This is a genomic window from Pseudomonas sp. LB3P25, from assembly GCF_054897985.1.
The window spans coordinates 4952123-4965550 of the sequence record NZ_CM142711.1 but is presented as its reverse complement, the minus strand read 5'-3'; the positions used below and the strand labels follow the sequence as shown (position 1 = coordinate 4965550).

Here is a 13428-nt window from a genome sequence, read left to right as displayed (position 1 = left end):
GAACGGATACACCCCCGGATTTACGGGGGAGGGCGGTAAGTGATTGTTATGGCGACAAAAAATTTTGGAAATTGTTAAAAATAAGTTTGACAGCTTTCCGATGCGCCATTAAGATTCGCCCCGTCCTCAGCGATGAGGGGCTATAGCTCAGCTGGGAGAGCGCTTGCATGGCATGCAAGAGGTCGACGGTTCGATCCCGTCTAGCTCCACCAATTTACACTTCAAGGTCTGGCCACACCGGCCTTGAAGCGATCAACTCTCAGCGTTGATCAGGTGTATAGAAGGGTTTGCGTCCCCTTCGTCTAGTGGCCTAGGACACCGCCCTTTCACGGCGGTAACAGGGGTTCGAGTCCCCTAGGGGACGCCAGTTTTACAGAAGCGATGTTGCAAGATGTCGCTCCGCCGCGAGGCGAAAAATCCGGGGCTATAGCTCAGCTGGGAGAGCGCCTGCATGGCATGCAGGAGGTCAGCGGTTCGATCCCGCTTAGCTCCACCAATTTTACAGTTCAAGGTCTGGCCACACCGGCCTTGAATCGATCAGCTCTCAGCACTGATCAGTTGTATAGAAGGTTTTGCGTCCCCTTCGTCTAGTGGCCTAGGACACCGCCCTTTCACGGCGGTAACAGGGGTTCGAGTCCCCTAGGGGACGCCACGATTACCCGCTCTGCGGGATTTTATAAGGGTCATTCAATTATTGAATGGCCCTTTTGTTTGTCTGGCGTTTGGCCAAATCCCCTAATTCTTTCAAACTGTTCTTCAGACCAGCGGTCACATCCACGACTTGCGGAAAATTATTATGAGAATAATATTCTAGTCGTAATATTCGGAGGCAACGATGAACGATAAAAAAGCTCAAACCCGCGAACGCATCCTCAAGGCTGCCAGCGCAGCGCTGATTCAGCGCGGCCCGGCCGAACCGAGCGTGGGCGAAGTGATGGGCGCGGCCGGCCTGACCGTCGGTGGCTTCTATGCGCACTTCGAAAGCAAGGACGCGATGATGCTGGAAGCGTTCAAGCAACTGCTGGATCAGCGTCGTGGCTTGATCGCCGACATGGACGCCGAATTGACCGGCGAAGAGCGTCGTGCGTTGGTTGCTGCGTTTTACCTGTCGCGCAAACACCGTGATTCCTCTGAGTCAGCCTGCCCGATTCCGGCTTCGGTCGGTGAGCTGGGTCGTCTGCCGGACGAATTTCGTGTGGCGCTGAATGAGCATGTGGAAATGATGGTCGCGCAGTTGGCGGCCAGCCCGGAAGACACCGATAAAGCCTTGGCCGACATGGCCTTGATGGTCGGTGGTTTGGCTTTGGCTCGCGCGTTGGGGCCGGGAGAATTGTCCGATCGATTGCTGCGCGCCGCCAAGTCTGCGGTGCTGTGACCTAAAGGCATTAGTCTGAGGAGTGAGAGCGATGAGCACGTTGAAGTGGGTTCGTGGCGTTAATGGCACCTTGGGCTGGTTCGCACCGAAACTGGTTGCGAGCAAAATGCGACTGGCATTCATGACACCGCGGGAACTGCCGCCGCGTGATTGGGAATTGCCGCTGTTGGCGAAGTCCGAGCGAATCACCCTGCGCTTCGGCCTCTCGGCGCTGCGTTGGGGGCAAGGCCCTGCGGTGTTGCTGATGCACGGTTGGGAAGGTCGGCCGACGCAGTTTGCGACTCTCATCACCGCGCTGGTCGATGCCGGTTACACCGTGGTTGCGCTGGACGGCCCGGCCCACGGTCGCTCGCCGGGTCGCGAAGCCAATGTGGTGCTGTTCGCCCGAGCCATGCTTGAAGCCGCTGCCGAGTTGCCGCCGCTACAAGCGGTCATCGGTCACTCCATGGGCGGCGCCAGTGCCATGCTCGCCGTTCAGTTGGGCTTGCGCACCGAAACCCTGGTCACAATCGCCGCACCTGCTCGGATTCTCGGCGTGTTGCGCGGTTTTGCCCGCTACGTGCGGCTGCCACCGAAGGCTCGTTCGGCGTTCATTCGTCAGGTCGAGAAAGACGTCGGCATGCGCGCTGCGGCACTGGATGTCGCGCACTATCAGCTCGACATGCCCGGTCTGATCGTTCACGCCGAAGATGACTGCTACGTTCCGGTCAAGGAATCGCAGCTGATCAACGAAGCCTGGTTCGACAGCCGTTTACTGCGCCTGAAAGAGGGTGGTCATCAACGGGTTCTGGCTGACCCTCGGGTGATCGAAGGTGTTCTCTCGCTGCTGGCCGGTCGCAGTCTGCAAGCGCGCCAATCGGCCTGAGCATCCGTTACACTGCCCCGGTGAAAATTTTCTGACCGGGAGTGGGGCATGGGCTGGGATCGGGCAACACCATTTATCATTGATCTGGAAGTCGGCGCAGAGGACATCGATGGCCTGGGTCACGCGAACAACGCGGTGTACGTGACCTGGCTCGAACGCTGTGCCTGGCGCCACTCCCAGCGACTTGGCCTGGATCTGGTCGAGTATCGTCGGCTGGATCGGGCGATGGCGGTGGTGCGGCACGAGATCGATTACCTGGCAGCCGCCTATGAAGGCGATGAGTTGCAATTGGCGACCTGGATCGTCGATTGGGACCAGCGTCTGAAAATGACCCGACACTTCCAGTTGAAGCGCCCCAGCGATAACACCACGTTGCTGCGAGCCCAAACCACCTTTGTCTGCATCGAGCTGTCGACCGGCAAGCCCAAGCGCATGCCGACAGAGTTTATCGACGGCTACGGCCCGGCGTTGCAGATGTTGGATACGACCAAAATCTAATGTGGGAGCGAGCCTGCTCGCGAAGGCGGCGTGTCAAACAACTTATGTTTCGACTGACACACCGCTTTCGTCGGAACGCCGCCCGGAGCCGGCTCGCTCCCACAGGGGATCTGCGATGTTCTGCAGATTCTTCGCACAATCCAGTAAACTGCCGCACGTTTTTCGTTGAGTGTGTTTTTCATGCAAATTGCTTTGGCGCCCATGGAGGGGTTGGTCGACAACATCCTGCGGGACGTGCTGACCCGTGTGGGCGGTATCGATTGGTGCGTGACCGAGTTCATTCGGATCAACGATCAACTGCTCACGCCTGCCTATTACCACAAGTTCGGCCCAGAACTACTGACCGGCGCCCGCACCGCGTCCGGCGTGCCGCTGCGGGTGCAGTTGCTCGGTTCCGATCCGGTATGCCTGGCAGAAAACGCCGCGCTGGCCTGCGAACTGGGTTCCGAGGTCATCGACCTGAACTTCGGCTGCCCGGCCAAGACTGTGAATAAGTCCCGTGGCGGTGCGGTACTGCTCAAAGAGCCTGAGCTGCTGAACCAGATCGTCGAACATGTTCGTCGTGCCGTTCCGGCGCACATTCCGGTGACTGCCAAGATGCGCCTCGGTTTCGATAGCCCGGACGGCGCGCTGGTTTGTGCCACGGCGCTGGCCGAAGGTGGCGCGGCGCACATCGTGGTTCACGCGCGGACCAAAACTGACGGCTACAAGCCGCCAGCCCATTGGGAATGGATCCCCCGGGTGCAGGATGTAGTCAAGGTTCCAGTGTTCGCCAATGGCGACATCTGGAGCGTCGAAGACTGGCGTCGTTGCCGCGAAATCAGCGGCGTCGAGGACATCATGCTCGGTCGCGGCCTGGTTTCGCGCCCAGACCTGGCGCGGCAAATCGCAGCGGCGCGGGCCGGTGAGGACGTCGTCGAGATGACCTGGGCCGAACTTCTGCCGCTGATTCAGGACTTCTGGCTGCAAGCCAAGGCGCAGATGACGCCACGCCAATCGCCGGGTCGCTTGAAGCAGTGGCTGGCGATGCTGACCCGCAATTATCCCGAAGCGGTCGAGCTGTTCACTGTCTTGCGTCGAGAGACCGAACTGGATCAGGTCTCGCGTTTACTGGGTTTGCAGGTGTCCGAAGCAGCCTGAAAAAAATCTGTAAATAATCTCTTGAAAAGTAATCAGCGGTCCTTATTTAAGGATTACGCGATGCCGAATTCGGGTCGCGGAGACAAAAAAACTTGCTGATTGTTTTCAGGAGATTTGAATCATGAGTACTGCATTTTCCATGGCACCACTGTTCCGTTCCTCGGTAGGTTTCGACCGTTTCAATGACCTGTTCGAAACTGCCCTGCGCAACGAGCCAGGCAGCACCTACCCACCCTACAACGTGGAAAAACACGGCGACGACCAATACCGCATCGTCGTAGCGGCCGCCGGTTTCCAGGAAGAAGACCTGGAACTGCAAGTGGAAAAAGGTGTGTTGACCATCAGTGGCGGCAAGCGTGACGCGAACGAAGACGTCACCTATCTGTACCAAGGCATCGCACAGCGTGCCTTCAAACTGTCCTTCCGTCTGGCGGACCATATCGAAATCAAGGCCGCTGGTCTGAGCAACGGTTTGTTGAGCATCGACCTGTTGCGGGTGATTCCGGAAGAGGCGAAAGCCAAACGCATCCCGATCAACGGGACGCAAAAGCCAGCGCTGCAGCACTAAGGCAGAGCAATGAAAAGGGCGCCACTGGCGCCCTTTTTTGTGCCCGTTATCCAGATGATTTCAAGCATTGCGCATGCTTGTAGCGGCTGCCGAGCAGCGCGAGGCTGCGTTCGGCTGCGTAGCAGTCGTAAAGTCAGAGTTCGCGGTTATTCAGGAAAACCATGCAGGCAGAATTCACGACTGCTGCGTCCGAATGCGGCCTAAACCGAACGAAGCCTCGCGCTGCTCAGCAGCTGCTACAAGGTCCGCTTCATTTGAGCAGTTTCTGAAAATCTTCCACCGGCAGCGGCGGGCTGTGCAAATACCCCTGATAAAAATGGCAGCCCAGCCCCTGCAAGAATTCCAGCTGCTCCGGCGTCTCTACCCCTTCGGCAATCACTTTCAATTCCAGGCTGCGGGCCATGGCAACGATGGCGCGGATGATCTCGGCGTCGTTGGGGTCGGTGGTGGCGTCGCGGATGAACGATTGGTCGATTTTCAGGGTGTCGACCGGCAGACGCTTGAGGTAGGTCAGCGAGGAATAACCGGTGCCGAAATCATCCATGGCAAAACTCACGCCGAGTTTTTTCAGGCGACGCATTTTGTTGATGGTGTCTTCCAGATTCTGGATGACGATGCCTTCGGTGATTTCCAGTTTCAGCAGCGAGCAGGGCAGACCGTGGCTGACGAGGCTGTGTTCGATGCGTTCGACGAAGTCGTTCTGGCGAAATTGCCGCGGGCTGATGTTGACGCACAGGCTGAAGTCCAGCGGATCGACCAGGCCTTTGGCGATCAGTTGTTTGAAGGCGCTGCAGGCTTCGTCGACGATCCAGGTACCCACTTCCAAAATCAGTCCGCTGTCCTCCAGCACCTTGATGAACTCGGTGGGCGATTGCGCGCCGAGTTCCGGATGGTTCCAGCGCACCAGCGCCTCGGCACCGACGATGCGGTCGTTCCGGGCGTCCACCTGAGGCTGGTAGTGCACGCGGAACTCGCCCCGGGAAAGGGCCAGGCGCAGGTCGGTTTCCATGCGCAGGCGTTCGCTCGCCGCCTTCTGCATGGTGTTGTGGTACATCTGCGTGGTATTGCGGCCTGAATCCTTGGCCCGGTAGAGGGCGATGTCGGCGCGTTTGAGCAGGTCGGTCGGGGTCGAACCGTGATCGGGAATCAGCGCGATGCCGATGCTCGGGGTCACTTGCAGGCGTTGGCCGTCGAGGAACATCGGCTCCGACAGCAGTTCACGCAAGGTGTCCGCCAGTTCCAGAACCTGCTCGCTGACCTCGTTGCGCGAGCCTTCCAGCCCGCTGAGCAACACCACGAATTCGTCACCGCCCAAGCGGGCGACGGTATCCTCCATGCGCACACTGGCTTCGAGGCGCGCGGTGATGATTTTCAGCACGGTATCGCCCACCGGATGGCCAAGCGAATCATTGATGTGCTTGAAGTGGTCGAGGTCGAGGAACATCAAAGCGCCGCGCAAGTTGTGGCGCTTGAGCAAGGCAATCTGCTGACTCAGGCGATCCATCAGCAGGGCGCGGTTGGGCAGGTTGGTCAGCGGGTCGTGGTAGGCCAGGTGACGGATCTGTGCTTCAGCGTTTTTCAGCAGGCTGACGTCCCGCGCGGTCAGCAGCAGGCAGGCGGTTTCGTTGAGGGTGATCGGTTCTACCGAGACTTCGACGGTCAGCAACTCGCCGCGTTTATTGCGCCCGAGCATTTCCTGGTGATGCACGCGGCCCTTGATCTGGAGTTCGGCGAGCAGCGCCGAACGTTGTTTTTCCTCGGCCCAGATGCCGACCTGATACACCGTGCGACCGACCACTTCATCGGCGCGGTAGCCGGTCAGGCGGCAGAAGCCATCGTTAACCTCCAGATAACGCCCGGTGTCGCGCTCGGTGATGGTGATGGCGTCGGGGCTGGAGTGGAAGGCCTTGGCGAACTTCTCTTCGCTGGCCTTGAGCGCTGCTTCCGAGCGTTGCTGCTGAGTGATATCGCGCAGGGTGGTGACGATGCACGGCTGATCGCCGACGCTGATCTGGCGGCTGGAAATCACGCAGGTCAGGGCTTGCCCGTCTTTGTGCTGAACGAGGATCGCCACGTTGTTCAGACCCTGTTCGCGGATGACCTGCTCGATCCGTCGCAGGCTTTGCGCCGAAGCGTCCCATAGACCGATTTCGTCGGCGCTGCGGCCAATCACGTCGGCGGTGCTCCAGCCGAAGGTCTGGGTAAAGCTGGAGTTGATCTCGATAAATTGGCTGGTGTCCTGACGGGTCACGCAAATCGGGTCCGGGCTGACCTGGAACAGGGTGGCGAACTTCTCTTCAGACGCCACCAGCAGCTGCTCCCGCTCGACTTGATCGGTGATGTCAAGCAGCGTGCCGGCCATGCGCAGCGGGACACCGTTTTCATCGCGATAGAGTCGGGCGCGGCTTTCCAGGTAGCGCGAACTGCCGTCCGGTAGTTGCACGCGGTAGGTCAGTTGATAATTGCCGGCAGGGCCTTCTCGCAGGCTGCGATAGGCGTCGCGCATGGTGCCGCGCTCTTCGACGGGCACACCTTCGAAAAACTCGTCGAAGGATTCATGGAAAGGTATGGCTTCCAGCCCGTGCAGCTGGGCGGCGCGAGCCGAGCCGTACAGCATGCCGCTGGGAATGTGCCAGTCCCAAGTGCCGAGTTGCGCTGAATCCAGCGCCAGGTCGAGGCGCTCCTGGCTGTCTTTCAGGGCATGTTCGGCGGCTTTGCGTTCGGTGGTGTCAAGAAACGTACTCAGCAGATAAGGCTGACCTTCGAGCTCGACCTTTTGCGCGCTGAGAATGCCGTCATGGACCTGGCCATTGCTGGCACGAAACTGCACCTCCATGCTGACCAGTTCGCCCTTGGCCTTGGTGGCTGTGACGAGTTGCGCCCGTTGCTCCGGATGCACCCAGAGGCCCAGTTCCAGGGTGGTGCGACCAATAGCGTTCTGTACTGGCCAGCCAAACAGGCTTTCGAAATACTGGTTGGCTTCGCTAATCAGGCCGTCTTCCTGGCGGGTCAGCAGGACCATGTTCGGGCACAGGTGGAAGAGCGTGGCGAAGCGCTTTTCCGAGCTGCTCAACGCCTGTTCGCGCTGGCGCTGGTGGGTGATTTCGCGGATCACGCCAATCATCCGTGGCCGGCCGTGTTTGTCCGGCAGCAGGCTGCCATTGATCTCCAGCCAGTGCAGGCTGCCGTCGGGCCAGCGAATGCGGTGGTGCATCGCCTGTTCCAGCGGAGCGCCGGCGATCACCGCGTCGAAGGCGCGAATGGTTTTCGCCCGATCCTCTGGCGGCAGCAAGTCGAGGTATTCCAGGTCCGCCGGCAGCGGTTGCCGGGGATCGAAGCCGAACAATGCCTGAGTGCCCCGCGACCAACTGATCTGCCCACGTTCGATGTCCCAATACCAGGCGCCCAAACGTGCACCGTTGAGGGCGGCCAGCAATTGTGGGGCGCTTTCCCAGCTCTGCTCGGACCGTTTTGGGTCAAGCGCCTGTATACGCGGCATCGGCGGAATACGGTCGACAGATTTCGGCATTGGCAAGCCTTGGCTGAGTGGGGTGTTAGTGACAGTAACTCGAGGCTCTATAGAAGTAGCACAGCTTAGCCGAGAGTCCCTGGCAGATCGATTTGTGCATCCAGCAAGGCCATGAAGGCCCGTGCCGCATTCGACAGCGTCCGCTCTGTGTGCAGGATATAGCCTAGCTGGCGAGTCAGTTGTATGCCCGGTAAAGGTATTCGAGCAACCTGATCATCAAGCATGGTGCGCGGCAACACACTCCAGGCCAGGCCGATTGAGACCATCATCTTGATGGTTTCCAGGTAATTCGTACTCATGGCGATGTTGGGCGTCAGGCCTTGGGCTTCGAACAAACGCCGGACGATGTGGTGAGTAAAGGTGTTGCCGCCGGGGAATACCGCCGGGTGCAGGGCAATGTCCGACAGGCTGACTGGGCCGTGGCTGATCAGCGAGTGCTCCGGGGCGACCACGAAGTCCAGCGGGTCGTCCCACACCGGCGTGGCCTTGACCAGTGCGTGGGGCTCCGGCGCCAGGGTGATGACCGCCAGTTCGGCGCGGCCATGGAGGATTTCTTCGTAGGCCACTTCCGAATCGAGGAACTGAATATCCAGCGCCACTTGCGGGTAACGTCGGGTGAACTCCCTTAATAAGGGGGGCAAGCGGTGCAGGCCGATATGGTGGCTGGTGGCCAGCGTCAGGCGGCCGGTCACTTCGCCGGTCAGGTTGGTCAGGGCGCGGCGGGTATCGTCCAGCACATTCAGAATCTGATAGGCCCGCGGCAGCAAGGCGCGTCCGGCCTCGGTCAGGCTGACTTCACGGCCCAGGCGATCGAACAGGCGCACCTTCAATTGCTGCTCCAATCCGGCGATACGCTTGCTGATGGCCGGTTGCGTCAGGTGCAGCCGTTCACCAGCGCCGGAGAAGCTGCCGGTCTCGGCAATCGCGATAAAAGCATTGAGGTTGGCGAGGTCCATTGCAGTATTCCAGTTGGTTATCCAAAGCATAAAAAATATGAATTTGAGTTATTTAATGTAACCCCCTAGGATCGACCTCACAAGCCAAGGGGTTATTGAGTTGTTCAAAACCCAGAGGTCTGTGTGGCGAGTTTGTTAGTTCAAACTCGGATGCCAGAAGTCCATAGCCAAGGCGCTGCGACGAGTCATAGCGCGCTGTGGCGAGGAGCAGCAACGCAGGATATGGGCTACTGGCGCCGAAGTTGACTAACAAGACTCGCTACACAGACCTCTCCGGCATAGAAACAAGCTGATGAGGACCGTCTGATGGCCGGCAAAACGCTTTACGACAAGCTTTGGGATTCCCATGAAGTGAAACGGCGCGACGATGGGTCGTCGCTGATTTATATCGACCGCCACATCATCCATGAAGTGACTTCGCCCCAAGCTTTCGAAGGCCTGCGTCTGGCCGGGCGCAAGCCTTGGCGCGTCGACTCGATCATCGCGACCCCGGACCACAACGTACCGACCACGCCGGATCGCAAGGGCGGCATCGAAGCGATTACCGACCAGGTCTCGCGCTTGCAGGTTCAGACCCTCGATGACTACTGCGACGAATATGGCATCACTGAATTCAAAATGAATGACGTGCGTCAGGGCATCGTTCACGTGATTGGTCCGGAGCAGGGTGCTACCTTGCCGGGCATGACCGTGGTTTGCGGCGACTCGCACACCTCGACTCACGGCGCGTTTGGCGCATTGGCCCACGGCATCGGGACTTCCGAAGTCGAGCACGTGTTCGCCACGCAGTGCCTGGTCGCCAAGAAGATGAAAAACATGCTGGTGTCGGTCGAGGGCAAGTTGCCGTTCGGCGTGACGGCCAAGGACATCGTGCTCGCGGTGATCGGCAAGATTGGTACCGCCGGCGGTAACGGCCACGCCATCGAGTTCGCCGGCAGCGCCATTCGCGACTTGTCCGTGGAAGGCCGCATGACCATCTGCAACATGTCCATTGAAGCCGGCGCTCGTGTTGGCCTGGTGGCTGCGGACGAAAAAACCGTGGCTTACGTCAAGGGCCGTCCATTTGCCCCGAAAGGCGCGGAATGGGACATGGCGGTCGAAGCCTGGAAAGACCTGGTTTCCGACGCCGATGCGGTGTTCGACACCGTCGTCGAGCTCGACGCCACTCAGATCAAGCCGCAAGTCAGCTGGGGCACTTCGCCCGAGATGGTCCTGGCGGTTGATCAGAACGTGCCGGACCCGGCGAAGGAAATGGACCTGGTCAAACGCGGTTCCATCGAGCGCGCCTTGAAATACATGGGTTTGAGCGCCAATCAGGCGATCACTGACATTCAACTGGACCGCGTGTTCATTGGTTCCTGCACCAACTCGCGGATCGAAGACTTGCGCGCTGCGGCGGTGATCGCCAAGGGCCGTAAAGTCGCTTCGACCATCAAGCAAGCCATCGTGGTGCCGGGCTCGGGTCTGGTGAAGGCGCAAGCCGAGGCCGAAGGCCTGGACAAGATTTTCCTCGAAGCCGGTTTCGAGTGGCGTGAACCGGGTTGCTCGATGTGCCTGGCGATGAACCCGGACCGCTTGGAGTCGGGCGAGCATTGCGCCTCGACCTCCAACCGCAACTTCGAAGGGCGTCAGGGCGCCGGTGGCCGTACGCACCTGGTCAGCCCGGCCATGGCCGCGGCGGCTGCCGTCCACGGTCGTTTCATCGACGTTCGCGAACTGATCTGAGGAACCGCACATGAGAGCTTTTACCCAACACACCGGTTTGGTCGCGCCATTGGACCGTGCCAACGTCGACACCGACCAGATCATTCCGAAGCAGTTCTTGAAGTCGATCAAGCGCACCGGTTTTGGCCCGAACCTGTTTGACGAATGGCGCTACCTGGATGTGGGCTATGCCTACCAGGACAACTCCAAGCGTCCCCTGAACAAGGACTTCGTGCTCAACGCCGAGCGTTATCAAGGCGCCAGCGTGCTGCTGGCCCGCGAGAACTTCGGTTGCGGCTCCAGCCGCGAACACGCGCCGTGGGCGCTGGAAGAGTACGGTTTTCGCAGCATCATCGCGCCGAGCTACGCCGACATCTTCTACAACAACAGCTTCAAGAACGGCTTGTTGCCGATCGTCTTGAGCGACGCTGAAGTGGATGAGCTGTTCCAGCAGGTCGAGGCGAATCCTGGCTACGAGTTGAAGATCGACCTGCAAGCCCAGACCGTGACTCGGCCTGACGGCAAGGTCTACAGCTTCGAACTTGACGAGTTCCGCAAGCATTGCTTGGTCAACGGCCTGGACGACATCGGCCTGACCTTGCAGGACCATGAGGCGATCGCGGCGTTTGAAGCTAAACACCGTGCGAGCCAGCCGTGGTTGTTTCGCGACGCATAATTCGCGTATGGCGAATGACGCCATCGCGAGCAGGCTCACTCCTACATTTGAAATGCGTTCCCCTGTAGGAGCGAGCCTGCTCGCGATGAGGCCCGAATAAACAACACAAAGACTCACCCCAAAAAGGAAGTCCCATGACCAGCAACGCCCAGCACAGCCAAGTCGTACAAAAGCAATTCGGTGAACAGGCCTCGGCCTATCTGAGCAGCGCCGTTCACGCGCAAGGCACCGAGTTCGCGCTGCTACAGGCTGAACTGGCAGGGCAGGGCGATGCCCGTGTGCTGGACTTGGGCTGCGGCGCGGGTCACGTAGGTTTCCACGTAGCGTCGCTGGTCAAGGAAGTGGTGGCCTACGATTTGTCACAGCAGATGCTCGACGTGGTGGCCGATGCCGCCGTCGATCGTGGTCTGACCAACGTGTCCACCGTGCTGGGTGCCGCCGAACGCCTGCCGTTCGCCGATGGCGAATTCGATTTCGTCTTCAGCCGGTATTCGGCGCACCATTGGAGCGATCTCGGCCTGGCCCTGCGAGAAGTTCGCCGGGTGCTGAAGCCGGGCGGCGTGGCGGCGTTCATCGACGTATTGTCACCGGGCAGTCCGTTGTTCGACACTTACCTGCAAAGTGTCGAAGTGCTGCGCGACACCAGCCATGTGCGTGATTATTCCGCGGGTGAGTGGTTGCGTCAGGTCAGCGAAGCGGGGTTGCATACCCGTAGCACCACCCGTCAACGGCTGCGTCTGGAGTACACCTCCTGGGTCGAGCGCATGCGCACACCAGAGGTGATGCGCGCGGCGATCCGCGAATTGCAGCAGTCGATGGGCAATGAAGTACGCGAATATTTTGAGATTGAGGCCGATGGTTCGTTCAGTACCGATGTGCTGGTGCTGATGGCTGAACGATAAGCTCTGAACGATAGCCGCCAAGCGATAGACTTTTTCCGGGTGCGCCAAGGGCGCACCGACTGATGACATGAGGAAAGCATGAGCAAGCAGATTCTGATTCTCCCAGGTGACGGTATTGGTCCGGAAATCATGGCCGAAGCGGTCAAGGTGCTGGAGCTGGCCAACGACAAGTACAGCCTGGGCTTCGAGCTGAGCCATGACGTGATCGGTGGCGCCGCCATCGACAAGCACGGCGTGCCGCTGGCTGACGAAACCCTGGAGCGTGCACGAGCCGCCGACGCGGTACTGCTGGGCGCCGTGGGCGGCCCGAAATGGGACACCATCGAGCGTGACATCCGTCCTGAGCGCGGCCTGCTGAAGATTCGTGCGCAACTGGGCCTGTTCGGCAACCTGCGTCCGGCGATCCTGTACCCGCAATTGGCCGAGGCTTCGAGCCTGAAGCCTGAAATCGTGGCTGGCCTGGACATCCTGATCGTCCGTGAACTGACCGGCGGTATCTACTTCGGCGCGCCACGCGGTACCCGCACTCTGGAAAACGGCGAGCGTCAGGCTTACGACACGCTACCGTACAGCGAAAGTGAAATCCGCCGTATCGCCCGTGTCGGTTTCGACATGGCCATGGTGCGCGGCAAGAAGCTGTGCTCGGTGGACAAGGCCAACGTATTGGCTTCCAGCCAACTGTGGCGTGAAATCGTCGAGCAAGTGGCCAAGGATTACCCTGAAGTCGAACTGAGCCACATGTACGTCGACAACGCCGCCATGCAGCTGGTGCGTGCACCGAAGCAATTCGACGTGATCGTCACTGACAACCTGTTCGGCGACATTCTTTCCGACCAAGCGTCGATGCTTACCGGTTCCATCGGCATGCTGCCGTCGGCGTCCCTGGACACCAACAACAAAGGCATGTACGAGCCGTGCCATGGTTCGGCACCGGACATCGCTGGCAAGGGCATTGCCAACCCGTTGGCGACTATTCTGTCGGTGTCGATGATGCTGCGTTACAGCTTCAATCTGCAGGATGCGGCCGATGCCATCGAGAAAGCCGTCAGTCTGGTATTGGACCAGGGCCTGCGCACTGGCGACATCTGGTCGGCCGGTTGCACTAAAGTCGGTACGCAGGAAATGGGCGACGCAGTAGTCGCCGCGCTGCGGAATCTGTAATCTCTCGGGCCCGCTGCAACTTTCACTCTTGAAAGCAGCGGCCCACTTTTTAAA

Annotated in this window: 11 protein-coding genes and 4 tRNA genes; 13 read left to right on the top strand and 2 right to left on the bottom strand. The window is 59.6% G+C overall.

All coding sequences use genetic code 11. The features are described from left to right. The first annotated feature begins 136 nt into the window (after positions 1-136). The 9 genes from ACYZTW_RS22800 (at position 137) to ACYZTW_RS22760 (ending at position 4446) form a co-directional block, all read left to right on the top strand. A tRNA-Ala gene (locus ACYZTW_RS22800) sits at positions 137-212 on the top strand. 79 nt (positions 213-291) lie between these two features. Beyond that, positions 292-367, top strand: a tRNA-Glu gene (locus ACYZTW_RS22795). 53 nt (positions 368-420) lie between these two features. Beyond that, positions 421-496, top strand: a tRNA-Ala gene (locus ACYZTW_RS22790). Between the two features lie 80 nt (positions 497-576). Next, positions 577-652 (top strand) — tRNA-Glu (locus ACYZTW_RS22785). 183 nt (positions 653-835) lie between these two features. After that, positions 836-1375, top strand: a complete 540-nt coding sequence (locus tag ACYZTW_RS22780; RefSeq protein WP_462001901.1) for a TetR/AcrR family transcriptional regulator — start codon at positions 836-838, stop codon at positions 1373-1375. 31 nt (positions 1376-1406) lie between these two features. Further along, on the top strand, positions 1407-2240 hold the full coding sequence (locus ACYZTW_RS22775; RefSeq protein WP_462001900.1) for an alpha/beta fold hydrolase: 834 nt from the start codon (positions 1407-1409) through the stop codon (positions 2238-2240). Positions 2241-2288: 48 nt separating this feature from the next. After that, positions 2289-2738 (top strand): acyl-CoA thioesterase, encoded by a 450-nt coding sequence (locus ACYZTW_RS22770; protein WP_462001899.1) that lies wholly within the window; start codon positions 2289-2291, stop codon positions 2736-2738. A 180-nt stretch (positions 2739-2918) separates the two neighbouring features. Further along, the gene (locus ACYZTW_RS22765) at positions 2919-3878 is read left to right on the top strand and encodes a tRNA dihydrouridine synthase (RefSeq protein WP_150655386.1); all 960 of its coding nucleotides are present in this window, start codon (positions 2919-2921) and stop codon (positions 3876-3878) included. A 121-nt stretch (positions 3879-3999) separates the two neighbouring features. Beyond that, on the top strand, positions 4000-4446 hold the full coding sequence (locus tag ACYZTW_RS22760) for an Hsp20 family protein (protein ID WP_140893592.1): 447 nt from the start codon (positions 4000-4002) through the stop codon (positions 4444-4446). A 250-nt stretch (positions 4447-4696) separates the two neighbouring features. Here the strand turns inward: ACYZTW_RS22760 and ACYZTW_RS22755 are convergent, their stop codons facing one another. Continuing rightward, positions 4697-7975 carry an EAL domain-containing protein gene (locus ACYZTW_RS22755; RefSeq protein WP_462001898.1) on the bottom strand — a complete coding sequence of 1093 codons (3279 nt, stop codon included), beginning with the start codon at positions 7973-7975 and terminating at the stop codon, positions 4697-4699. Between the two features lie 65 nt (positions 7976-8040). Further along, the gene (locus tag ACYZTW_RS22750) at positions 8041-8931 is read right to left on the bottom strand and encodes a LysR family transcriptional regulator (protein WP_462001897.1); all 891 of its coding nucleotides are present in this window, start codon (positions 8929-8931) and stop codon (positions 8041-8043) included. A 306-nt stretch (positions 8932-9237) separates the two neighbouring features. Here ACYZTW_RS22750 and leuC point away from each other — a divergent pair, with 306 nt between their 5' ends. The 4 genes from leuC to leuB all read left to right on the top strand — a co-directional run bounded on the left by leuC (position 9238) and on the right by leuB (position 13374). Then, a complete protein-coding gene (leuC, locus tag ACYZTW_RS22745; protein WP_008151269.1) occupies positions 9238-10656 on the top strand; it encodes a 3-isopropylmalate dehydratase large subunit in 1419 nt (472 codons plus the stop codon). Positions 10657-10666: 10 nt separating this feature from the next. After that, positions 10667-11311 carry a 3-isopropylmalate dehydratase small subunit gene (leuD, locus tag ACYZTW_RS22740; protein WP_462001896.1) on the top strand — a complete coding sequence of 215 codons (645 nt, stop codon included), beginning with the start codon at positions 10667-10669 and terminating at the stop codon, positions 11309-11311. A 134-nt stretch (positions 11312-11445) separates the two neighbouring features. Further along, positions 11446-12213: a class I SAM-dependent methyltransferase gene (locus tag ACYZTW_RS22735; protein ID WP_462001895.1), complete on the top strand. Its 768-nt coding sequence runs from the start codon at positions 11446-11448 to the stop codon at positions 12211-12213. A gap of 78 nt (positions 12214-12291) precedes the next feature. Further along, positions 12292-13374, top strand: a complete 1083-nt coding sequence (leuB, locus tag ACYZTW_RS22730; RefSeq protein ID WP_462001894.1) for a 3-isopropylmalate dehydrogenase — start codon at positions 12292-12294, stop codon at positions 13372-13374. Positions 13375-13428: the final 54 nt, after the last annotated feature.